This is a genomic window from Thermogemmatispora argillosa (assembly GCF_059696725.1).
In genome coordinates this window covers 4,903,065-4,926,461 of the sequence record NZ_AP019377.1, presented here as the reverse complement: position 1 = coordinate 4,926,461, position 23,397 = coordinate 4,903,065, and the positions used below count along the sequence as shown (strand labels likewise).

Genomic DNA, 23,397 nt, shown 5'->3' with positions numbered 1-23,397 from the left:
CTGTAATCTGTGTTGGCCTTGAACGGCGTGCCCCTGAAAAGGAGGTCTGCCGCGAGCGAGGCCCAAACTGGCATCTGAGGAAGTCAGTCAGTACGCAAACACTGCTGAACAGGAACAGCCATGAGCACGATCGTGAGAAAAAGCCCATTACCACGTTACTATCAGCTCAAGGAGATCATGCGTGAAAAGATTCGTAGTGGTGAATGGAAGCCGGGGGATTTGATCCCTTCGGAGCGCGAGCTTGGCGAGCAATACGGGATCAGCCGCATGACGGCCCGGCAAGCCATTACCGAGCTGGTGAACGAAGGGCTATTCTATCGTGAACAAGGGAAAGGCACCTTTGTTAGCCGGCGCAAGATTACCCAGCAACTCATCCACCTGACGGGCTTCACCGAAGACATGAAGGCCCGTGGACAGCAGCCTGGCACACGGGTTCTCTCCGCCGAAATGCGCCCAGCAGACGAAGCCGTCGCCGAACGCCTGCGCATCAAGCCCGGGCTGCAGATCTTCCGTCTTCACCGTCTGCGCCTGGCCGACGGCGAGCCACTGGCTATTGAGGTCTCGCACATTAGCTTTATTGGCTGCGAAAAACTCCTTGAAGAGGACCTGGAGCACAATTCGCTTTATCGTCTGCTAGAGACCAAATACGGCCTGCCCTTGCTTGAAGCCGATCAGGAGCTAGAGGCCGGACTCATCGGCAGCGAAGAAGCTCAATATCTTAAGGTCCCAGTGGGCAGCCCGGCCCTCTTCACACGGCGTGTGACCTACACTGAGCGTAACCAGCCCATTGAGTACGCCTCTTCTGTCTATTGTGGCAATAAATACGTGTTCTATACCCATATGAAGCGCGAGCAGCTGCTCTCGTAGTCACGCGCGCACTCTAAACCAGGCAGCGGTGAACAGCACAAGCAGGAAACCCAGGAGCGGCTCAGTTCGGCCGGACAGCACAAGGAGCCGAGTCTGAGAGCTGTTGTCATACAAGAGTGAGGAGCAGTCAACATGTCAGCCTCTTTACAGCCTGATCACTCAGGCGAATCTGCCCTGAGCGAGCTTGTCACCGAGCAGGACAACCCCGCCAGTCGCGATATCGATCGCAAAAGTGCTCTAGAGATTGTCCAGATCATCAACGCGGAAGATGCCCGGGTGGCAGAGGCAGTCAAACAAGAATTGCCCCAGATCGCGCGTGCCATTGAGGCCATCGCTGCCCGCCTAAGCCGTGGTGGGCGCTTAATCTATATGGGGGCCGGCACCTCGGGACGGCTGGGCGCCCTGGACGCCTCTGAGTGCCCTCCGACCTTCAATGTTCCCCCCGATCTGGTGATCGGCTGGGTCGCCGGTGGTCCTGCCGCGCTCAACCAGGCTCACGAAGATGTTGAAGACAGCGCCGAGGCAGGTCGCAACGATGCCCAACAGCTGCAGATCAGAGCTACCGATGCCCTGGTCGCTATTACGGCCAGCGGACGCACTCCCTACGCGCTGGGGGCTGCCACCTATGCCCGCGAGCAGGGTGCTTTGACCATCGGGCTGGCCTGCAATCGTCACACGCCACTGGAAGCTCTTGTTGACATCATGATCGCCCCCGTTGTTGGTCCCGAGGTCATCACTGGCTCCACCCGCATGAAAGCCGGCACTGCCCAGAAAATGGTGCTCAATATGCTCAGCACCGGCACCATGATCCTGCTCGGGAAAACTTATGGCAATCTGATGGTCGATGTTCAGGCCACCAATTACAAGCTGCAGCAGCGCGCATTGCGCATCGTCCAGCTTGTGACCGGCCTGGAGCGAACTGCAGCCGAAGCGGTGCTGGCGCAGGCCAACGGCGAGGTGAAAACAGCGATCGTCTGCGCCCTCAGCGGCCTTGATCCCCAGAGCGCTCGCCAGCGCCTGGCTGAACACCATTTTATCTTACGCGCTACTCTGGATTCGCTGTCATGCTGAGAAATACGCCACAGAAGCAGGGAGCTATGCGCGACGAAGAGTTTTATCTTGGGGTCGATGGTGGAGGCAGCAAAACCCTGGCGATTGTTGTTGATCGTCACGGACGCGAGCGCGGTCGTGCTCTGGCCGGCAGCGCAAACTATGTCTCTGTCGGCCAGGAAGAGGCCATTCGTCAGGTGCGCTTGGCCGCTGAGCGGGCCTTACAAGCCGCTGGTGCCGTCAATCGACCGCGCGCTGCCTGGATCGGCCTGGCCGGTCTCGATCGCCCAGCCGATCACGCCGTTCTTTCTCCTCCCCTGGCCACACTGGCCGAGCAGGTCTATGTGACGAACGATGCTGAGTTGCCTTTAGCAGCGCTGGAGCAGGCTATCGGGGTGGTGTTAATCGCAGGCACCGGATCAATTGCCCTGGGACGGGATGCCTGCGGGCGCGTGCGTCGTGCCGGCGGCTGGGGCTATCTCTTGGGCGATGAGGGCAGTGGCTATGATATCGGGCGCCAGGCTCTGCAAGCTGCTGCACGCGCTGCTGATGGCCGTGGTCCGCACACCAGCCTGCTGCCCCGTATTCTCGCTCACTGGGGACTAGAGCGCGCCGAGGACTTGATAGGCGTTGTTTACCACAGTCAAGAGACTGCAGCCATTGCGCAACTGGCTACTTGCGTCTTTGCAGCAGCTCGCGAGGGCGATCCGGTAGCGCGTCGCATCGTGGGAAATGCTGCCGCTGAACTGGCTCTGGCCGCTCTGGTGGTCAGCCATCAATTGGAGTTCCCCGAGAACGTCGTACCACTGGCTCTGGCGGGAAGCCTGCTGGTACGTGAGGCACCTTTTCGGGCCCAGATCCTGCGCCGGCTGCGGGCTCGGCGCCGTCTTGGCCAGGTAGTCATTGTAGAGGAGCCGGCGCTGAGTGCCGCCAAAGCGGCGATTCATCTGGAAGCCGTGCGTCATCCACAGAGCGCCGCCCTGTCTACTGCCAGCACCTACCCGAGCGATGAAGGAAGAGGGAGAGGCTAATGTTTTCTTCTCAGCACTCCTCATCAGAGACGCTTCTCAACGGAGAAGGAGCTACCTCTAGCGCTGCAGATCTCCGCGATCAACTCGGCCAATTATTGATGGCCGGCTTCGAGGGGACCGAACCCTCGCCCGCCATTCTCGATCTTATCGAGAACCATCAGCTAGGCGGGGTCATCCTCTTTTCACGTAACATCGCGAGTGCCGAGCAGGTCTATCACCTGACCAGTACTTTGCAGGCCAAAGCTCGCGCCGCTGGTCACCGCTACCCATTACTCATTGCCATCGATCAAGAGAATGGCATGGTCCAGCGCTTGGGCGAGCATGTCACTTTATTTCCTGGTAATATGGCCCTGGGTGCCAGCGACTCCCCTGAGCTGGTGACTGCCGTTGCCCGCGCTACCGGGCGCGAGTTGCAGGCCCTGGGCATTAATATGAATTTGGCGCCTGTCCTGGATATTAACAATAATCCTGCCAACCCTGTCATCGGTGTCCGCTCCTTTGGCGAAGATCCCGAACAGGTCGCCCGCCTGGGATTGGCCGCTGTACGCGGCTACCGCGAGGCGGGCATCATTAGTTGCCTGAAGCATTTCCCAGGGCATGGCGACACGGCGACCGATTCACACCTCGCGCTACCGCTCATTCCTCACGATCTGGCCCGCCTGGAACGCCTGGAGCTAGTTCCTTTTGCCCATGTGCTAGAGAAAGCCGGGGCCGACTCTATTATGACGGCTCACATCGCCTTTCCGGCTCTGACTGGTGATCCCCAGCTTCCCGCAACGGTCGCCCCGTCAATTATTACGGGCCTCCTACGGCAACGCCTGGGTTTCGACGGTGTGGCCATGAGCGACTGTCTGGAGATGGAGGCCACCGCCTCCACATTGGGCATTGAACAGGCCACAGTGAGGGCTTTAGAAGCCGGCCTCGACCTCATTCTGATCTCACATCGCTATGATCGTCAGCTTGCCGGGCTGGCGGCTATGCGCGCTGCCCTCGACGAAGGACGCCTTTCGCCCGTTCGCCTTCAGCAGGCATTAAGACGCCTGCAGCAACTTAAAGCACGCTATCTCTCCTGGGAGCGCTTGCCGCAGCCCGAGGCGCTGCGCCAGCTCAAAGCCCCCGAGCATTTGGAGCTGCAACGACGCAGCTACGAGCGAACCATCACACTGGTGCGCAATCATCAAGGACTGCTTCCCCTCCGGCTGGCTCCTGAGCAGCGCTTGCTCATTCTGATCCCCCAGAAAGAGGGGGCTAGCCGTGTTGAAGATCAGCGCTATCCTGCCGAGGCGCTCATCGCCGCTATCCGACGCTACCACCCTCATACAGAGGCACGCCTCTTGAGGCTCCCCCTTGCGGAGTCCGAGCGGGCGGCCCTGCGCGTAGACATCGCCCAATCTCAGCTCGTGTTGCTCGTAACGGTCAACGCCTATCTGGACAGTGCTCAAAGCGAGTATATCAATTGGCTACACAGAGAAGCCCCTTGCCCTATCGTGGCACTGGCTGTCTATAATCCCTACGACCTTCTGGCCTGCCCACAGCTCACCACTTACCTGGTCACCTACGAATATACGCGGCCAGCCATCGAAACAGCCAGCGCCGTGCTCTTCGGAGCAGCCCATCCCCAGGGTCGCCTGCCAGTTAGCCTCCCTCCTTTGCACGCTCGCGGTGAGGGTCTGAGTTGCTAGAGAGCCTGCATGCGGGAGCAGCAGCAGCAAGAAGGCGGTCCACTCTTGTATCTGCTCCTGCGTGGAGTGGAGGCCGCCTTCCTGCTCCGCCTGGTCTGGCGAGATCAGGCGCGCGAGACAGCCAGTCGGGCCAGAGGCCGGGGATCAGCCTTTGACAGAGCCAGCCAGGATACCGCGCACAAAGTAGCGCTGCAAGGTAAAGAAGATCACCAACGGTAAGGCCATCGAGATAAAGGCCGCCGAGGTCAGCACTTCCCAGTTTGAGCCATAGGAGTTGACCAGGTTGGCAATCGTCACCGTCATCGGCGCTCGATCGGGGTTGCTGCCCATAAAGACCAGGGCGACCAGCAGATCATTCCAGACCCACATGAACTGGAAGATCACCAGTGAAGCCAGAGAAGGTACGGAGAGAGGTAAAAGGATACGGAAGAAGATGTTGATATTGGAGGCGCCGTCAATGCGGGCCGACTCAAAGAGGTCGCTGGGTAGACCGGCAAAGAAATTGCGCAGCAGATAGACGGCGAACGGCAGACCGAGGGCAGTATGCATCAGCCAGATACCGAGGTAACTACCCGCGAGCTGCAGGCCCGTCGCCTGAGCCAGCATCGTATAAAGGCTCAGCACGGGGATCAAGGTCATCTGCACCGGGATGACCATCAGAGCTACGATTGTCAGGAAGATCCAATCGCGCCCGGGGAAATCCATCCAGGCGAAGGCATAGGCAGCGAAAGCCGCTACCAGGGTCGGGAGAATCGTGCCCGGGACAGCAATGATCAGGCTATTGAGGAAGGCCAGGCCCAGTCCCTGAGCCTGTAAGACATTCACATAGTTCTCAATCGTAAAGCTCCAGGGCGGGACCAGGGCAGTCCACCAGCCAGTGGTGTGAATCAAAGCCGGGGGACGAAAGGAGCTAATGAAGAGTCCCAGAGTAGGTACCGACCAGACAAGAGCGATCAGGATAACGATCACGGAGACCAGGCTATGGTTGACCAGGCTCAGGAGCCGCTGATGCAAAGGCCGGCGCTTCACCTTGACAGCGGCCTGCCCTATTGGCCAGGCTGGCACTGTCCTCTGAGGGGCTACCAGGCTCGATTGTGCCTCTGGATTCATCGTACTCATCGTTGAGCCTCCTGAACGCGGAAACGGCGAATATTGAAGTACATAATGGGTATGACTGCCAGCAAGAGCAAGACAGCTAGAGCACTGGCCACCCCAAAGTTGTCGAAATTGAAGAGTTGCTGATAGTAATCGACAGCAACCACGTTGGTGCCATAGTTTCCACCTGTCATGACGTAGACAACGTCGAAAATCTTCAGGATATTGATGACCATCGTCGTTGTGACTACGGCAATGGTCGGGCTGATCATCGGCACAATGATGCGGAAGAAAATGGTAATCTCCCCGGCACCGTCGCAGCGGGCGGCCTCCAGAATCTCACTGGGAATCCCCTTGATGGCTGCAGAGAGGATCACCATACAGAAGCCTGTCCACATCCAGACATAGACCGCAATCAAAGCGAAGTTATTGAAACGACTATCGGAGAGCCACGCCTGGGGCTGACCACCAAGGGCGGTCAACAGAGCATTCAACAGTCCGATCTGCGTCTGGCCAGGCGGCGCATATTCATAGACAAAGCGCCAGATGACGCCGGCAGCCACGAAGGAGAGCGCCATCGGAACAAAGATAGCCGCTTTGGCCAGGCTTTCAAAGCGCACCCGATCGACCAGCACGGCGATCAGCAGACCCAGGACGACTGTCGCCACTGTGGCCAATACGAGCCAGAGCAGGTTATTGCGCAATACCTCCAGCAGAGATGGATTCGTAAAAATCAAGAGATAGTTGCGCAACCCAACAAAGTGAGTGGAGGTGGCGTCAAGGAAGCTGAGCCAGATGGTGAAGAACAGCGGATAGACCAGAAAGATGGCCACAAAGAGGACCGCCAGAGCGATCCAGAGCCAGGGGGTTAGGCTGAAACGCTTTCTGGGCGTTGCTGTCTTTGTCGGAAGGCTTCGCCGCTCTTCGATGGCTTTGATCATAAGCACACACCCCTGGGAATCATATATCAAATGACACAGTGGCATGCCAGCCTGTCAGTTTGTCCTTACAGACCTGACACCAGTACCACGTAGCAAGAGGCGAAGAGGCTCCATCTGGTCAGCCAGCCCTGCTGCTCGCACAGGTCAGCGCTGAACTGTCCCAGCGAAGGAGCAAGCAAAGCGCCAGGTATGAGAGAGGCCTCTTATCCATCGCGATGGGTCAGGGATGATCTGGCGAGTCAGACCGGCCTCGTTGCCAGTCATCACCGAGCAGCGCCCCTGGCCCGAGGAGAGAGGTGGGAAGCGCTTTCTCCCTCACCCGCCTGCGCTCATGTGAGCCTCTCTCAGCAGCCATTTGTCCAGGCGGAGCCAATGAGCTACCAGGAAGAAGCAGGCCCGGCCAAGCTCGACCCGGCCAGGCCTGGTCGTCAGAGGAGAGCCTGCGAGCTAGCAGCTGCACGCCCCCCAAGTGCGGCACTTCCCTTGGTTCCTAGGAGGAAGCGTACGCCTGCTGGGCAGTGGCTTCCAGCGAGCTTAAGATACTATCGAGCTTCGTCGGGTCCTTAATAAAGTCCAGCATGGCTTTCCAATAGGCGGTCTCCATAGCCGGCGGCATCAGGTCATCGGCGCCAAAGCGGAAGATTGTCGCACTGGTCAGCATCTGCGCCGAGGCGCGGGCCACATCATTGGGATAGGACGACAAAGAGACTGCCTTGCTCGGCGAGGTGAAGCCACCGCGCTTGACCCAGATCTCTTGAGCCTGGGCTGTCTCCAGATACTTCACCAGCTCGCGCACACCGTTATTATCCTTCAAGGCCACGATGACATCGGCGCCCCCAGTCACGGCCCCTTGATACTGAGCATTGATCGTCGGGAAGGGGAAGAAGTTGAAATCTTTGCCGGGCTGGGCGTTCTTGAACTGCGCCGTGATAAAGCCGGCGGTAAAATCGCCGAGGTAGTAGAGGTAAGCCTCTGGGGGATTTTTGAAGGGGGCATAGCTGGCATCCTGGAAATTGGTCGCCAGGATCGACTGGGGCGCCCCATTGATATAGTGCTTTCCGGTGATGATCTGGGCGAAGGTCTGGAAAGCCTGCTTCACGCTGCTGTGCGTCCAGGGAATTTTGTGATTGACCCACTGGTCGTAGAGATCAGGCCCCGACTGGAGCAGGAAGATTTCATCGACCCAGTCGGCAGCCGGCCAGCCGCTGGCCGAGCCGCTCTCAACGCCCATCGACCAGGGATACTTTCCCTTGCTGGCGATCATATCGGAGAGCTTGATCAGATCATCCCAGGTCTTGGGGATCGTTCCCCCAATCGCCTGCAGCTGCGTGGGATTATACCAGATAGTTCCCTTGTTGGCCGCCTTATAGAAGAGGGCGTAGAGCCGACCATTATAGGAGCCGAGATTGATCCAGGTCGAAGCATAATCGCTCTTGACCTTGTTCATATCAAGGAAGGAATCGAGGGGGATCAGCTTGCCCTGGCTGGCCAACTGCTGCATCTTGCCCGGGTTAGGCAACACTGCAATATCCGGCGGGTTGCCACCGCGCAAGCGGGAGGTGAGCACGGCATCCAGGTCACGTGTCGCCTCGATCTTCACGGTGATCTTCGACTGGCTCTCAAAAGGAGTTACGACGGCATCAAATGATTGCTGCTCCTCGCCGCTCCAGACATTGAGCACATCGACCGAGGTGACGGTTGCCGGCGTGCCGGTGCCTCCTCCCGTGGTGCTAGGCGTGCCACAGGCCGCCAGGACCGAGGCGGCAGCGCTGGCCGTCAGCCCCAATGCCATTGCGCGCTGCAAAAAGACCCGCCGCCCGATCCGCTGCTCGTTGAGGTCCTGCACGAGCTGGTCTAGTGCCTCGCGCTGTTGCCGATCATAAATAAACATATGCTCCTCCTTTGAGCTGATGATGCTCGGCTTACTACAGTTGCTTGCTGCTTGCAACTGCTACAGACAAACAGGGAGTGGAGCAGAAAGCAGTCTGTACAGACAGAGAGTGTAGCCAGGCCGCCCCGCACTGGCAACGTCCTTGCGGGGACAGTACGGCGGCTCATAGGCGGCTTGACCCTGCTGGCGTCCCACGCATCTGTTTTCCTCTGCTTCTACCTGTTTGACCCGCCTAATCGCTTATTGGTCGGTTGATTAGCTGGCTGGATCGCAGCGGTCAGACACGCTACGCCAGGCTGGGCGGCCAGCATGTCGCTCATCATCCGGCTGATCAAGGAGGCTGATCACACAGCGCCAGCGCAGCGATTTTCCCTTTCTTCTCCAATGGCAGAGGCAGTTTTGCCCGTTTCACTGTCAGATTTTTCATGGCTCTCCTGTCATACAGTATAGGCACAGGGACAACAAGCTCAGAAAGGATACAGCCGTGAGCAAGGCCAGAAAAATGCCTGCTAATGATCGGCTTCGTAGCGAGCGACTCCGTCGAGGCTGGTCGCGCGAGTATGTAGCAGCTCAGATCGGAGTAGCTGATCCGAAAACGATTGGTCGCTGGGAGCGCGGAGATGCTACCCCTAGCGCCTACTTCCGTCAGAAGCTTTGCAGCTTCTTTGGTCTGTCGGCCCAAGAGTTGGGCCTCTACCAGGAGCCTGCTCAGGCGTCTCCACAGACCAGTGAGTCATCCGCTGGTGCCGCTGGTACTCAGGTCAAAGGGCCGCAGGGGAGCAGCGGCGAAGAGCCAGAAACCAGCAAGGGCATCTTTGACCCCGCCATTCCGCTAGCGATCCCGGAGAGTCTCTCGCCTATTGGCCGCGCTCATCTCCTATCTCAGCTGAAAGCGCAGTTGCTGAAAGATCAGAGCTGTAACACTGTGGCTCTCTATGGCTTACCCGGGGTTGGCAAGACAACGTTGGCGCTGGCGCTGGTGCATGATCCAGAGGTGCAAGCCTCCTTTAAGGAAGGGATTCTCTGGGGCCGGCTCGGCAGCGAGCCTGATCTACCGGCTTTGCTGCGTCACTGGGCAGCCTTGCTAGAGATTCCTCCCCACATTCAACTTCGTCTAGAAAGTCTTGAAAGCTGGGTCCGGGCCCTGCGTGCCGCTATTCAGCGCCGACGCATGTTATTGGTCATCGATGACGCCTGGTCTTATGCTGAGGCCTTGCTGCTAATGGTCGGCGGGCCTCGCTGCGCCTACCTGCTGACAACGCGTTTGCCGGTGGTGGCGCTCCAGTTTGCCAATGAACGGGCTTTCCGCGTGCCTGAGCTGGAAGATGATCAGGCGCTGGCGGTGCTGGAGCGCTTTGCCCCGCTGGCTACGCGTTTGGCCCCCGAGGCGAGTTTAGCTCTGGTGAAAGCTGTTGGCGGCCTCCCTCTCGCCCTGACGTTGATTGGGCGCTATCTCCAGGCTCAGGCCTATAGCGGTCAGCTCCGTCGGCTGCGCGCCGCACTGGAGCGCCTTCAGAACCCACGGTTGCGTCTTTCTCTAGAGGGTTGCAATGCCTCCGTGGAACCTCACCACCTTCACGCTCAGGCCGCTCCACCTTCGTTAGCAGCGGCTCTTGAAAGCAGCTATCGCCGGTTGAGCCGCGAGGCCCGCCAGGCCCTGACTTCCCTGGCTGCCTTGCCACCCAAGCCACATATCTTTCAGGAAGCGTCCTTAAGCAAGCGGGTTTCGACGCAGACCCTCGATGAGCTGCTGGATGCGGGTTTGCTGGAAAGCGCTGGGGCAGACGGCTATACGCTGCATCCCGTGATCGCTGAGTACGCGCGCTATCGGGCGCAGATTGCGGAGCAGGAGATTCCCCGTCCCGCGTCGAAGCCTGTGACTGCCTCTGGATCACTGGCAGAGCGCTCGCCTATGGCCAGCCTTAGCTCGCCCGAGCGTTCTACCCGCTGCCCAGATCCGACATTGGTGGTGTATCATGGAGAGGAGGGATCTCAGCCGCCGCTGCCTGCGCTCCATTACCAGGACCATCAGCAGCCGGCTCACGCTGATCCCCTGGCGCTCTCTCCTTGAGTGGTCTTCAGGGGGCTGAGCCTGAGCGTTCCTCGCGCGTCTGTCTCCTGAGACGCCAGCGGAGAAAGCGCTAGCGGAACGCAGCAGGTCCAAAGGAGGTGCCAGGGTCTCTCTACAGTCGTCTTCGGCAGCTCGTTAAGGAACCTCGCCCATGGCTTACAGGATAGAGGATACGTCATCATCGGGGACCAATGGCTCGCTTGATGAGCCAGCTCTTGTACAACGAGCGCAACGCGGCGACCAGGCTGCCTTTGATACACTGTTCGAGCGCCACGAGCATCGGATCGCTCGCTATCTGAAACACATGGTTGGCAACGATGGGATTAGTTGTGATTTGACCCAGGAGACCTTTTTCCGCGCCTGGCAAGGACTGCCGGGCCTGCGCGATCCGCAGCGTTTCGTGAGCTGGCTGTACCGTATCGCCACCAATGTCGCTCATAATTATCTGGAGCAGGCCAGGCGCATGCAGTACGTCCCCTGGGAGGACTGCCAGGAGGAGAGGAGCGAGCTGAGCACCCGGCGAATGGAACAGCATATCGAGGAGCGTGAGCTGACCCAGATTGCGCTTGCACAGGTTTCACCAACTTATCGCTCTTGTCTCATCCTCTACGTGATCGAAGGCCTGCCACAGCGCAAAGTGGCCGAACTACTGGGCATGAAAGAATCGTGTGTCAGTAAATATGTTAGCCGAGGCAAAGAGGAAATGCGCCAGATCTATCAGCGCTTGCTGAGTGAAGGCCTCCCCGCCAGGCAGAGAGGAGGCAAGCGGAAATGAAGCAGCCGCTACGTCCCCCCTGCTCGGCCTGGGCAGAGAAACTGGCTCTGCGCCCGGAGGATCTGTCAGCAGCCGATCGCGAGGCGCTTGAGGCCCATTTGCAGCAGTGCCCGGTCTGTGCAGCCGCACGGGCCGACTACGAGCTGATCGATGCACGGCTCCGGGCGCTACCTGATCCGGTGCTGAAACCCGTGCCGCGCCTGGCCGCCCTCTTGAGCAAGTTCGAGAGCGAGGCAGAGTCTTGCTCGCCGCAACAGATTGGCAGGCAGGCCCGGCCTGCGCGCCATCCCCATCTGCGCCTTGGATCGGCCCGCCCGCTGCACCAGCGCCTGTGGACAGCCGTGACGGTTCTGATCGCAGCCTGCCTGCTGTTGGCTTTGGGCTTGCCGTTGCTGAATCAGCTTATGAAGAGCGGAGCCTCCAGCCCGGGCACGCTGCTGGTCACCTACCGCGGACATAGCAGCGCTATCAGCTCTCTGGCCTGGTCGCCTGATGGCAACTCGCTGGCCTCCAGCGATCTCAAGGGCACGATCGAAGTCTGGAATGCCCTGACCGGCACTCTGCGCTATCGCTACGCGACTGACGCCGGCATTGCTTATGCCGTCGCCTGGTCTCCTAACGGGCGCTATCTGGCTGCGGCCTTCGAGAATCACACCGTCGAAGTCTGGGATACAGATACGGGTCAGCGTCTCTTCCGCTTCACCCGTCACACGGATATTGTTTATGCGCTGGCCTGGTCACCAGACAGCCGGCGTCTGGCTTCGGGCGGGGGCGACAATCATGTCTGGGTCTGGGACGCAACCACGGGGGCGCAGGCCGTTATCTATAACGGGATCTTTCCTGTGACTACCTTGGCCTGGTCACCCGACGGTACTTATCTGGCAGCAGGCGACGCCGGTAATATTGTGCGCATTTGGAACGTGCACACCAGCAATCCAGGAACACCGCTTCTTTCTTATACGGCGCATAGCGATGCCATTACCTCCTTGAGTTGGTCACCCGATGGGCGCTATCTCGCTTCCGCCAGCAAAGACGGCACGGTGCGCGTCTGGAACGCCCGCAATGGTAGCACTCTGCGGGTCTATACTGGTCACCACGGTAGTGTCGATGCTGTCGCCTGGTCGCACGATGAACGTTTTATCGCTTCTGCGGGAGCTGATGCCACGGTCCAGGTCTGGAATCCCTTTAACGGCGAGGTAGCCCTGATCTACCGCCAGCACAGCGATGAAGTCACCGCTGTCGCCTGGTCTCCCAACGATCATTATCTGGCCTCGGGTAGCTGGGACCATACCGTACAAGTGTGGCGCGCTCCCTGAGCATCCCGCGTAGCTTCGCAGGCTCTGGCCTGCCTTCATTCACACCACGCAAGCGGCGAGCAGCTCAGGTTAGCTTGCTTCGCCACGTCAGGCGAGGCCAGGGTGATTGCTTCTTCAACCAGCATTGGTGGCCAGTCAGTCAGATCTGCGGGCAGGCTGAGCACAGGGGAGCTGTTCTTTGCTTATTTGATCTGGTGGTCATGCCGCTTTCTTTTGATTTACAGCATCTATCACTAAAACCATCGAAGAATCAGAAACATCTCAGGTCGTTCGAACATTACCAGTTGAGCAGTGCGTTTTTCTGACAGGTACCATATTGCACCGACAGCGCGAAGCAACTATACTGTGAGGTAGTTAACTCACGCCCCTTATCGCTGGAAGCTCAGTGCGCACTGAGCCTGGGAGGAACACATGCCCGCGCCACACCATCATCACCAATGGCGCGATGAACGGTCGGGCAGGCAGGCTCTGTACCAGCGGAGGCAAGGCAAGCAGGGGCGCCTCCGTCGTCGCGTCTTCTTACAGCGTGCTGTGACCCTGGGCCTGGCTGCCCACTCCGCACTCGCTTTGCTGGCAGCCTGTGACAATCAGTCGGCCTCGATCGATGTTTTGACCGTTTGGAGCAGCGAGGAGCAGGACTCTTTTCGGGCAGTGGTTGCTCCTTTCGAGCAACAGACTCAGATTAAGGTGCAAGTTGTCTCTACGCGCGATCAAGACACGCTCCTGACCACCCTACTGCGAGCGAATACCCCCCCGGGGGTGGCCATTCTCCCGAATCCGGGCGGAATGCAGCAACTGGCCGCGCAGGGGAAGCTCCTGCCTCTGGACAGCTTTTTGGACATGGAAACGATCAAGCGTGACTACACGCGCACCTGGATCGATCTCGGCAGCTACAAAGGGGCACTGTATGCGCTCTTTTACAAGGCGGCCAATAAGGGGATCATCTGGTACAACCCCAAGCAGTTGCAGGCTCTGGGTCTGCGTATCCCTCGCACCTGGGATGAGCTGATTGCGGTCTCAAACGCCATCGCCGCCCGGGGACGCTATCCGTGGGCGCTGGGCGTTGAGAGCGCGGCTTCGAGTGGCTGGCCTGCCGCGGACTGGATCGCAGAGCTGTACCTGAAGGAGTGGGGGCCAGAGATGTATCAGCGCTGGGTTAACCACAAGATTGCCTGGACCGACCCGACTCTCAAGCAAACCTTTCGTCGCTTTAATTCTATTCTCAACGGCAAGCACTATATCCAGAATGGGCCGTCCTCGGTTCTTCTGACGAACTTTCAGGACGCCAGCTACGCCCCTTTCGAACAACCTCCACGCGCTTACTTCTACTATTCGGGTGATTTCGTGCTTGGCTTTGTCACGAGCCGCTTTCCCACTATCGTACCCGGTGAGGAGATCAATTTCTTTCCTTTCCCGGCGATCGATCCGCGCTATGCCGATGCCGTTACCGGGGGAGCCGATGCAGTGGTCGCCCTGCAGGACACAGCCGAGGTACGGGCATTGGTTCAATACCTGGCTAGCGCCCAAGCGCAAGAGATCTGGGTCCGGCGTGGTGGCTTCACCTCCGTCAATAAGGCGGTCCCAATGAGCGCCTACCCTAATCCTGTCGCACGGGCCTCGGCGCAGATGTTAAGCACGGCGCCTCTCTTCTGTTTCGGAGCGGGCGATCTGATGCCACCGGTAGTACAGCACGCGTTCTGGAAAGGCATGTTGGCTTTTATCCAAGCGCCGGATCAACTGGACACGATCCTCGAGTCTATCGAAGCGGTCGCCCGGCGCAACTATCCCGACTAGCTAAGGTTCAATGCGCAGCCTTGCTGAGCAGGCGAATGAGCCAGCGCGAGGCCCGGTCACGATCTTCTCTCTTCTCCTCGCGCATGGTTATCCTGACTGAAAGCGCAAGGTCGGCCTGGCCTGGTAACAGGATCTCCTTTGTCTGTGAGGGGAAGGCCCCCTTGTGAAAGGGAGCGCCGCGTTGTAAGCTATGACAGAGAGTAAGCCATTAAGCAACCAGAACAACTGCTGCGGAAGAAGCAGTCTAGCTAGCTAGCCAGTAGGAAGACGTGACGGGCTGATCGCTTCGGCGGCGTGAGCCACCGACTCCTTGTCCGCCAGTGAGTCGGACAGGGTCAGGTCAGTTCGCCCAGAGGAATGCCGCTTTCTCTCCGAAAGCGCTTGTAGCTAAGGAGCACAATGGTGCCTGAACAGAATCATCCCAATAATCAACGTAGCCTTCGTGCATCCAATGGGAAGCCTCTGATTCTGGGCCAGTCGCGCAGTCTCTCCGATCACGAAGCGGCTATGATTCAGCGCATGATTCGCGAAGAGCAGCACTCTTCGCGGGCGCTGGAAATCCCCAAGGAGGATCTGGCTCAGGAGGCTACCACCCGCATGCGGCCAGAGGTTGCTGAGGTAGTGGCCGCCAGTCGCGTGCGTGAGATTCTGCAGATGTTTAACCGCGACTATCTCTACGGACAGGGCCGTTTCGATGAATATGAGAGCGGTCTGCTGCTAAAGTGGGGCGATGGCTACTCACGCAAGCATATTTGGGTGAGTGTGGAAAATGGGAATCTGCTCTTTGAGACGAGCCACATGCGCAAGTGCAGTAAGCCCTACTGCACAGGCACACACCACGTGTTGAGCCGCGAGCAGTACACGAATATCGATCTCATTAATGAGGAGCTGGCCGAGCTTTTCCGCCGCCCTGTGCAGGAGCCAACCGACGACTAAGAAGTTGGGGGCAGCCAGCGTAACGCGGCAAGGGGAGAGGAGTAAGCAACGACGGCAGCATCACAGCCAGAAGAAGTACGGACAGCTTCCTGAGTCAGAAAGCCTGTCAGCAGGAGTATCAGCCTGTGTCGCAAAGAGTGCTTGCTCTAGAGCGAGACCTCTTCTTCGCGGTCAAGATACGCGATACGCTCCGCCATCTGGCGCTGGAGACAGTCGTGGTACGCGATGTAGCAGGGTTTGCGCAGGCGCTGGCCAGCAGTGGCCCGACGCGCGAGCAGCCGGCGCTGGCAATCGTTAATATCTCGATCCCGGGAGTAGCCTGGGATGAGGCGATCCGGTTGGCCCGGCAACACGGTCTGCCTGTGCTGGCCTTTGGTCCCCATGTTGATTTGGAGGCTCGTACAAAGGCCCTAGAGGCAGGCGCCCAGCGCGTGGTATCTAACGCGAAGCTGAGTAGCTCGCTCACAAGTCTGGTGCAGGAGCTGCTAGCTTCGGAGGGTCAGGCCAGCTCTGATGCCGCCTCTGAGGACGAGCCTTGAAGCTACCTGCTTTGGTTCTCTCCCCTTTAGAGTGTGGCTGGCTGAGCCTGGTAGTCCCTCCCAACAGGCCGCAATCATGACGGCCTCTCGCAGGTTAAGTGTCTCAGGGAGAAGCCTGAGACTTGCCGCAGCCTCATCGGTCCTGGTTTGATGGCCAATCGACGGTAGCCTACCCTCACATCGGACCAGGAGGCAAAAGGACAGGCGTTCGCAGCGGGCACGCTGAGTTGATGAAAGAAAGAAGACCGCACCAGGGGTGATTCGGTCTTCTTTCTTTACGTCTCACTCCTCAGCCCTTTGCATGGCCGTTCTTTTTGTGCTATACTGTCTCGAACAGATTTTCTAGTTACCACTTCACGAAGACAGCAAGGAGCAGGAGAGCAACGAGTCGCCAACAGCCAGGACAGCCTTCTGCGACGCTGCCGATTGGGGGATAGCCGGGCAGAAAAGAAAGAAAGAGTGAATCATAGTCCTTCCGATGAATAAGAGAGAATCCCAGCAGTGTCAGGGGGTATAAGCAGTATGACGCATCACCTTCTCAAGTTGACCCAGACCATCGAGGTACTGCCGAGCAGGGCTATCCAGCGGCGCCGCGGAGTGGAGCAACCAACGCTGCCCGGGCTGGAGCCAGAGCCGACGAAGAAAGAGCAGCGGCCTATCCATAGCAATCGCCAGCTTGCTGAAGTGCTGGCCAGCGTCGCCGATTTGCTTGAGCTACAGCATGGTAATCCTTACCGCATTCAGGCCTATCGCAATGCGGCTCGGGCGATCCTTGCTCTGCGGGAGCCAATTGCGGAGCTTGCCGCGCGGGGCGAGCCACTACCCATTGAGGGCCTGGGGCGCCGCATGCAGGCCCATATCAGGGAGCTGCTGCAGCGCGGCACCTTGACGTTTTCCTATGATCTCTTGCCCCAGGGCCTGCCAGCCGGAGCGCGCCGTCTTCTGGCCATTGCCCATATCGGACCACGCACTGCTCTGAGGCTCTATGAAGAATTAGGCATCGACTCTGCCGAGAAACTGTGGCAGGCAGCCAGCGAGCAGCGGCTGCAACGCTTGCCCGGCTTTGGTCCCCGCAGCGAGCTGCGTCTGAAGCAAGCCGCCGCGCAAGCACTTCAGCAACAGGAGCCAGATCAACCGGTTAGCCTTGGAGGAGCGGCTTGAGCGAACGGTTTGCCCCGCCAGCCGCAAAGCGAGGCCTACTCAGCTAAAAGCGTCCCTGTTCGACCAGGGCAATAAAGCGCTGTTCCAGCTCCCAGGTACGCGGTCCCGCCTGGCCCGTCCCAACTACCAGGTCGTCGATCTGCACCACCGGCATGATTTCCTTTGATGAAGCGGTCAGAAAGGCCTCATCGACTGACGACAACTCGGAGAGAGCGATGGGCCGCTCCTCGATCGCGAAACGATCCCGGGCCAGTTCCAGAACCACCGTACGAGTCACGCCCGGCAGGATGCCCTCACGCGGCGTGATCAGCGTATCACCTCGGAAGACAAAGAAGTTGCTGCGCGTTCCTTCCAGAACGTACCCCTGCTCGTTGACAAAGAGTGCATCTGCGGCGCCGCGGCGCGCCGCCTCTTTGAGGGCCCGCACTGCAGCGATATAGTTAGTCGTTTTGGCCTCCGGCGCCTCCCGCTGCAAGCGACAGGTAATCAAGCGGAGTCCGCGCTTGAAGGCCTCCAGGTCACGCTCGGGCAAGGGAGTAATCATGACCGCCAGCAAGGGCTTTCCCGAGGGGAGAACGCCATCTTCGCTAGAGCCTCCAGTCACCAGAATGCGCAGTGAGGCATGACGAAAGGCGTTGCGGCGAATGATCTCCTCTAGCACAGCCCGAATCTCCTGCCGCGTGTAGGGGATCGCCAGATCGATCAGTTCCGCTGAATGGTAGAGGCGATCAAGATGATCAGCGAGACGAAAGGGACGGCGATCATAGGTGCGCAGCGACTCAAAGACGCTATAGCCGCGCAGAATAGCCACGTCGGTCAGCGGGATACAGGCCTCTTGGGGGTGAACCCAGCGTCCATCAACATACCAGACTGGCTGCTGTTCCATAGCTATCCCAAGCCCTCCTCTTCTGTAGGATCGAGCAGACCCTGTTCGCGTAACCAATGCCTGAAGCGCTCCGGCACAGGCATGACTGAGAGACGCGGCTGCCGCACCAGGCTCCAATCAGTAAAGAGCCGGCTTTCCTTGATCTCACGCAACGTGACGGGGCGCACCAGGCGACGCACAAACTCGATGTCAACAACCTGACTTCTCTGATCAGCAGGGTCGGGACGTGGCCAGGAAACCACGCGGGCCAGGCCAACTAGCGCCGCCTGGACTCCGCTATGGTAAAGCAGCACCCAATCCCCAGGGCGCATCTGCGCGATGAAGCGCACCGCCTGGGGATTGCGGACCCCATCCCAGACAGTGCGCTGCTCACGCTCGAGATCGTCCACGCTGTAATCTGCAGGCTCAGTCTTCACCAGAAAATAGGCCATAAGCAGCTTTCGCCCTTCTCTTTTCCCCAACCTCTGTTTGAGTTGGCTCCATCGCGTCAACCTGAGCACCACTCCAGGCCCCTATCTCCCTCAGCCCACAACCGTCAGTGAGCCAGAGAGAGCATATCATAGCTGGCCCCGCCTGTAAACACTGTCCAGCATAGCACGACTTGCAAGAACCAGTAGATCACCATAGCAATGGTTGATCCTACATCAGGGGCATGACGACGAAGGCGAGCAGCTTAATAGTCTCGTCTCCTCGACAGGCCGCAGGACGTGCTACAAAAAGAGGAGGGGAGACCAGGGCTTGTCAGGCTCAGTCTCTGTGGCCAGAAGGCTCGATGTGATAATTTAGGAATAGAGTTAGCTAGATCAGCTAAAGAAAGAGGGCAGCTCACAAGTCATGCAAACATTATCACCGCTACAGACGCTCTTTGAGCAGGTAGGCGGCCAGGCGGTGCCACTGCCCCCAGGCTTAGCCCATCTCTACGGGTCACTTGCCTTTCCTGCCGTCCCTGAATATCATCCCTATATTATAAGTAATTTCGTCGAGACGCTCGATGGCGTAGCTGTCGCCCACGCCAACGGGGAAAGCCTGGATATTAGCGGCGGCAGTGAGCATGATCATATGGTTATGGGACTGCTGCGCGCCTGCGCCGATGCAGTGATTGTCGGTGCGGGAACGCTTCGCGACGCCCGTGAACATCGCTGGACCCCAGACTATATTTATCCTCCTCTGGCTGCAGAATACCGCCAGCTACGTCAGCAATTAGGCCTGGCACCACAGCCACTGAATGTAATCGTCAGTAGCAGCGGCCACATTGATCTCAGCCTGCCGCTCTTTCAGGAGACCGCTATCAGCTCAGTGCTGATTACTAGCGCTCAAGGTCACGCTCGCTTGCAACAGCAAGCTCTTCCGCCCACGCTGGGCGTACTTGTTGCCAGCGAGCAGGGACCTTTGTCGGCGCGTCAGGTCGTGGAGACGCTGAGCCGCTGGCAGCCCTGCCGGCGCCTTCTTGTGGAGGGCGGTCCGCAGCTGATGGGCCGCTTTTTGGCAGAAGGGCTGATCGATGAGCTGTTTCTCACCCTGGCCCCGCAACTGGCTGGTCGCGATGATAGAGAGCAGCGCCCCGGCTTCGTCTCAGGCCAGCTCTTTCTGCCCGCTGATCCGCGCTGGGGCACACTGCTTAGCGTGAAACGGGCAGACAGCTATCTCTTTCTGCGTTACCGCATGAAACGACCAGCACCAGCGTCCTAGCCCTAGCACGCTCTGTCCTCTGTCGATCACCCTCTCCGCTAAACCAGCTAAAGATGAAAGAGCGTCACAGCCTACCCATCTGAGCTTGCCTCTGAGCCAGACCTCTCTCGGCAAGCTCAGCCAGTGCTCGGCTCAGGCCTGACACCGCTTGCCTTCTCCCCAAAGTGGTCTAGACATCTTGACGATATGATTACACCTGGCTATCATTGATGATGAAGGATCTGCTGGCAGGGCACGACCTGCCTATCTAGCGCTCATCTAGAGGGCAGGTTGCAGGCATGAGGCCGCGATGCCCTGCCGCGGCACCAAACAGCCTGCGGCTGTTTGAGCATCTCAAGGCAAGGAGGATAAGCCATTACCATGCCCAGGAGTCTACCCAAGGTCAGGTCACTCCCTCCTCTGCAACGCCGCTTCCTGCTGCTGCTTCTCTCGGTGTTCCTGATCACCAGTGGCCTTGCAGTGGCTCTTTTCCTGCGCTGGACCAGCGAGGTCTTCGCAGCAGGCAGCAACCTCGTCACTAACCCTGGCTTTGAAAGCGGCAACCTCAGCGGTTGGACCTGCGACCCCGGTGACACCGTTGTGACCGCACCGGTGCACAGTGGAAGCTACGCTCTGCAGATGAACCCTACAGCTTCCACCACTGGGCAATGTACCCAAACCATCAGCGTACAGCCCAACAGCAGCTATACGCTTAGTGCCTACGTCAACGGACCCTATGCCTATCTCGGCATCAACGGAGGAGCCAGCAACTGGACTAGTAGTAGCAGCTATACTCAGCTCAGTGTTTCCTTTACTACTGGGGCCTCGACCACCAGCGTCACGATCTATGTGCACGGGTGGTATTTGCAGGGCAGCGTTTATGTGGACGACGTCAGCCTGAGCGGGCCCGCCGGCAGCGCGACCGCGACTCCATCTCCCACTGCCAGCAGCACCCCTGGCGCGACTCCCACCCCAAGCCCGACGCCAACCTCAGCACCGACCCCCACGCCCGCACCTACCAGTACGGCTGCCCCTACCCCCACCCCCACGCCTTGCCCAAACTGCGGCGGTAGTCTTCCCCGCCATATCCTCACTGGCTACTGGCAGGACTTCACTAACGGAGCCACCCCGCTCCGGTTAAGTGCCGTCAATTCCTATTACAACCTGATCGCCGTGGCCTTTGCCGACGCTGATCCCTCCCGCCCGGGCGGTGTCACCTTCAGCATCGACCCCGGACTCTCCTCAGCTCTGGGTGGGTACACGACCAGCCAGTTTATCAGCGATATTGCCACGCTGCACGCTCAAGGGAAAAAGGTCATTATCTCTGTTGGGGGACAGAACGGAACTGTTACGGTTAATGATGCAACGAGCGCTAGCAACTTCGCTAACAGCGTCTACCAGCTCATGACCACCTACGGCTTCGATGGGGTCGATATTGATCTCGAAAATGGGATCAATCCAACCTACCTGGCCAGCGCTCTGCGCCAGCTCTCTGCCCTCGCCGGGCCTAACCTGATCATTACCCTGGCTCCCCAGACGATTGACATGCAGTCGACGGCGGGCGCCTACTTCCAGCTCGCCCTGAGCATCAAAGATATTCTGACGCTCGTCAATACTCAGTATTACAACTCAGGAACAATGAACGGATGCGATGGCAAAGTCTACGCTGAGGGCAGCGAAGACTTTATCACTGCCTTAGCCTGCATCCAGTTGCAAGGAGGACTGCGCCCCGATCAGGTTGGTCTTGGGCTACCAGCCTCGCCCTCAGCCGCGGGGGGCGGCTATGTTGCCCCCTCGGTGGTCAACGCGGCCCTTGATTGCCTCAGCCAAGGCACTAACTGCGCGAGCTTCAAGCCTTCGACCACCTACCCGGCTTTGCGGGGTGCTATGACCTGGTCAATTAACTGGGACGCCTCTAATGGCTACGCCTTTGCTAACACCGTAGGACCCCATCTCAGCAGCCTGCCCTAGTCCAACAGCGAGCGCTTGAGCACTCGCCTTTCCCCTCCTCTCAGCCGGAGGGCACCGCTGACTATGAGCCGGTGCCCTCCGGTCTTGCTACTGAGCCCACCGCCAGCCCGCCCCGCGCTTTCAGCCATCGAGACCACAGCTGAGTTCCTCCAGCGTGACCAGATGACAGCAGAGGGCAATAGAGGTCTGCCGGACCAGCCTGGCAAGCAGACAGGCGGCCCTCTGGCCAAGACTGAATTCTTTACAGAATCTTTGAAATTGGCTTAGGATTTTTTGATTTCTTCTCCCTATTATAGGAAGCAGACAGACCCCTATGGTTCCTGCTGTCAAGATCAACGCCTGGGAGGATCTCCCCCACCCCCGTTCCTCCGACCAGCACTCCCAGGCGTTGATCTCCCCCCGGATCAGCCTGACCAACTAGCCAGCAGCGCCCCGAGCCTGAGCTAGTGGCGACACCTGTCTGCTTGTCCGCCAGCGATCGCAGCCCTGCCTCTCACCCGCATGGCAGGTCCTGCGCTCTGCAGGCCACAGGCCGCCACCTCCATATCACCCATAACCGGCAAAAAAGCCGGCCTGGGCAAGAAGCCCTACCGGCTGCCGGAAATCTGCCTGTCTTGCGCTACTCGCCTGCTACTGACGGGGATATGGTCCCGCAGGACCGGTCTGCCCCTCTGCAGGCCAATGCGGACGATAATCCTGCCCGACCCAGGCTTGCCCCTGCACCGGCGGAGCCTGCCGGGGAAGCTGAGAGGGAGGAACAAACTGTGACGCCGGTGGAGAAGAAGACGGAACGGAGGAAGGCGGCCAGGTCGGCATCGCCTGCGGCTGCGACAGAGGCTGTCCCCAAGGAGGAGTAGCCTGCTGAGGAGCTGCTGACCACCGCTGCTCGTCAGAACCAGCCTGCAGTGGCGGCTGTTGGGCAGCAGTCGCATGGGCAGCCCGAGCGCGACGATCATTGCGAATATGTCGCCAGATATAGAGTACTACCAGCACGAGGAAAGCCAGAACGATGACGCCATCGAGGCTGTGGAAGATCGGGGCCAGCGTATCGAGATGATTCCCCAGGACCGTGCCAGCATACGCGAGGGCCAGGCACCAGGGCAACGACCCCAAGAAAGTGTAGAGGCAGAAGCGCCCAAACGGCATCTTTGTAATACCGGCGGGCAGCGAAATGTAGGTGCGAACGACCGGTAGCAGGCGAGAAAAGAAGGTAGTCGCACTTCCCCAGCGTCTAAAGAACTCGTCTGCCTTATCGGCGTCGTGCTGCGAGATCAAGACATAGCGACCGTACTTCAGCATCAAGGGGCGGCCGCCAGAGGCTCCAATGGCATAAGCCAACATAGAGCCGAGCAGGCAACCGAGGGCTCCGGACAGAGCTACTAATAGCAGAGCTAACCAGGGATGAAGCCCGGGGAGCAACCTGCCTTGAGCCAGCATCACGCCTGCCAGAGGCATAACGATCTCACTGGGCAAGGGAATGCAGCAGCTTTCAATAGCCATTGCCACGATGATCCCCACCAGGCCCGTCGAAACATAGAGATTCGTGATCAAGCTGGTCAGAGCTTCGATCAAATGATTCAGCAAAACACAGCCTCCTTCGTAAGGCAAGCTCCTGCACTTTTGCCCAATCCTAGCACACTCACTGGCTAGACGCCAGGGAGGGGGTACCAACGCCTCTTTGCCCCGGGACCTGGCCAGCCAATATGGCTGCTAGCATCAGCCT

The 23,397-nt window shown here is 59.0% G+C and carries 19 protein-coding genes; 13 read left to right on the top strand and 6 right to left on the bottom strand.

Annotation, left to right across the window (positions count from 1 at the left end; genetic code table 11):
• The first annotated feature begins 120 nt into the window (after window positions 1–120).
• The 4 genes from AC6H1L_RS19285 (at window position 121) to nagZ (ending at window position 4,630) form a co-directional block, all read left to right on the top strand.
• A complete protein-coding gene (locus AC6H1L_RS19285) occupies window positions 121–867 on the top strand; it encodes a GntR family transcriptional regulator (RefSeq protein ID WP_084659202.1) in 747 nt (248 codons plus the stop codon).
• A gap of 132 nt (window positions 868–999) precedes the next feature.
• Window positions 1,000–1,938, top strand: coding sequence for an N-acetylmuramic acid 6-phosphate etherase (gene murQ, locus AC6H1L_RS19280; RefSeq protein ID WP_497599077.1), 939 nt, complete (start codon window positions 1,000–1,002; stop codon window positions 1,936–1,938).
• Between the two features lie 26 nt (window positions 1,939–1,964).
• A complete protein-coding gene (locus AC6H1L_RS19275) occupies window positions 1,965–2,948 on the top strand; it encodes an N-acetylglucosamine kinase (protein WP_497599076.1) in 984 nt (327 codons plus the stop codon).
• Window positions 2,948–4,630 carry a beta-N-acetylhexosaminidase gene (gene nagZ / locus AC6H1L_RS19270; RefSeq protein ID WP_497599075.1) on the top strand — a complete coding sequence of 561 codons (1,683 nt, stop codon included), beginning with the start codon at window positions 2,948–2,950 and terminating at the stop codon, window positions 4,628–4,630. The genes AC6H1L_RS19275 and nagZ overlap by 1 nt, the downstream gene beginning before the upstream one ends.
• Before the next feature lie 144 nt (window positions 4,631–4,774).
• On the opposite strand, the gene AC6H1L_RS19265 is transcribed toward nagZ, so the two are convergent.
• The 3 genes from AC6H1L_RS19265 to AC6H1L_RS19255 form a co-directional block, all read right to left on the bottom strand.
• Window positions 4,775–5,749, bottom strand: a complete 975-nt coding sequence (locus tag AC6H1L_RS19265) for a carbohydrate ABC transporter permease (RefSeq protein WP_497599074.1) — start codon at window positions 5,747–5,749, stop codon at window positions 4,775–4,777.
• Window positions 5,746–6,666: a carbohydrate ABC transporter permease gene (locus tag AC6H1L_RS19260; RefSeq protein WP_497599073.1), complete on the bottom strand. Its 921-nt coding sequence runs from the start codon at window positions 6,664–6,666 to the stop codon at window positions 5,746–5,748. The genes AC6H1L_RS19265 and AC6H1L_RS19260 overlap by 4 nt, the downstream gene beginning before the upstream one ends.
• Window positions 6,667–7,156: 490 nt before the next feature.
• Window positions 7,157–8,557 (bottom strand): ABC transporter substrate-binding protein, encoded by a 1,401-nt coding sequence (locus AC6H1L_RS19255; RefSeq protein ID WP_497599072.1) that lies wholly within the window; start codon window positions 8,555–8,557, stop codon window positions 7,157–7,159.
• A 484-nt stretch (window positions 8,558–9,041) separates the two neighbouring features.
• On the opposite strand from AC6H1L_RS19255, the gene AC6H1L_RS19250 reads away from it, so the two are divergent.
• The 7 genes from AC6H1L_RS19250 to AC6H1L_RS19220 all read left to right on the top strand — a co-directional run bounded on the left by AC6H1L_RS19250 (window position 9,042) and on the right by AC6H1L_RS19220 (window position 17,149).
• Window positions 9,042–10,628: an NB-ARC domain-containing protein gene (locus AC6H1L_RS19250; RefSeq protein WP_497599071.1), complete on the top strand. Its 1,587-nt coding sequence runs from the start codon at window positions 9,042–9,044 to the stop codon at window positions 10,626–10,628.
• 151 nt (window positions 10,629–10,779) lie between these two features.
• On the top strand, window positions 10,780–11,403 hold the full coding sequence (locus AC6H1L_RS19245; protein ID WP_497599070.1) for an RNA polymerase sigma factor: 624 nt from the start codon (window positions 10,780–10,782) through the stop codon (window positions 11,401–11,403).
• Window positions 11,400–12,719 (top strand): WD40 domain-containing protein, encoded by a 1,320-nt coding sequence (locus AC6H1L_RS19240; protein WP_497599069.1) that lies wholly within the window; start codon window positions 11,400–11,402, stop codon window positions 12,717–12,719. Before AC6H1L_RS19245 ends, AC6H1L_RS19240 begins: the two co-directional genes overlap by 4 nt.
• A 411-nt stretch (window positions 12,720–13,130) precedes the next feature.
• Window positions 13,131–14,513, top strand: a complete 1,383-nt coding sequence (locus AC6H1L_RS19235; RefSeq protein ID WP_497599068.1) for an ABC transporter substrate-binding protein — start codon at window positions 13,131–13,133, stop codon at window positions 14,511–14,513.
• Between the two features lie 399 nt (window positions 14,514–14,912).
• Window positions 14,913–15,449 carry a hypothetical protein gene (locus AC6H1L_RS19230; RefSeq protein ID WP_497599067.1) on the top strand — a complete coding sequence of 179 codons (537 nt, stop codon included), beginning with the start codon at window positions 14,913–14,915 and terminating at the stop codon, window positions 15,447–15,449.
• A 125-nt stretch (window positions 15,450–15,574) separates the two neighbouring features.
• On the top strand, window positions 15,575–15,988 hold the full coding sequence (locus AC6H1L_RS19225; protein WP_497599066.1) for a PleD family two-component system response regulator: 414 nt from the start codon (window positions 15,575–15,577) through the stop codon (window positions 15,986–15,988).
• Window positions 15,989–16,510: 522 nt separating this feature from the next.
• A complete protein-coding gene (locus AC6H1L_RS19220) occupies window positions 16,511–17,149 on the top strand; it encodes a helix-hairpin-helix domain-containing protein (protein ID WP_497599065.1) in 639 nt (212 codons plus the stop codon).
• A 43-nt stretch (window positions 17,150–17,192) separates the two neighbouring features.
• Here the strand turns inward: AC6H1L_RS19220 and AC6H1L_RS19215 are convergent, their stop codons facing one another.
• Both AC6H1L_RS19215 and AC6H1L_RS19210 read right to left on the bottom strand, forming a co-directional pair.
• Complete coding sequence (locus AC6H1L_RS19215; RefSeq protein WP_497599064.1) at window positions 17,193–18,035, bottom strand: aminotransferase class IV; 843 nt, start codon at window positions 18,033–18,035, stop codon at window positions 17,193–17,195.
• Window positions 18,036–18,037: 2 nt separating this feature from the next.
• Window positions 18,038–18,466 carry an EVE domain-containing protein gene (locus AC6H1L_RS19210; RefSeq protein WP_497599063.1) on the bottom strand — a complete coding sequence of 143 codons (429 nt, stop codon included), beginning with the start codon at window positions 18,464–18,466 and terminating at the stop codon, window positions 18,038–18,040.
• 403 nt (window positions 18,467–18,869) lie between these two features.
• On the opposite strand from AC6H1L_RS19210, the gene AC6H1L_RS19205 reads away from it, so the two are divergent.
• The gene (locus AC6H1L_RS19205; protein ID WP_497599062.1) at window positions 18,870–19,724 is read left to right on the top strand and encodes a RibD family protein; all 855 of its coding nucleotides are present in this window, start codon (window positions 18,870–18,872) and stop codon (window positions 19,722–19,724) included.
• 360 nt (window positions 19,725–20,084) lie between these two features.
• Window positions 20,085–21,674, top strand: coding sequence for a chitinase (locus tag AC6H1L_RS19200; protein ID WP_497599061.1), 1,590 nt, complete (start codon window positions 20,085–20,087; stop codon window positions 21,672–21,674).
• Window positions 21,675–22,304: 630 nt separating this feature from the next.
• Here AC6H1L_RS19200 and AC6H1L_RS19195 read toward each other — a convergent pair.
• Window positions 22,305–23,258, bottom strand: a complete 954-nt coding sequence (locus tag AC6H1L_RS19195) for a DedA family protein (protein WP_497599060.1) — start codon at window positions 23,256–23,258, stop codon at window positions 22,305–22,307.
• Between the last annotated feature and the right edge of the window lie 139 nt (window positions 23,259–23,397).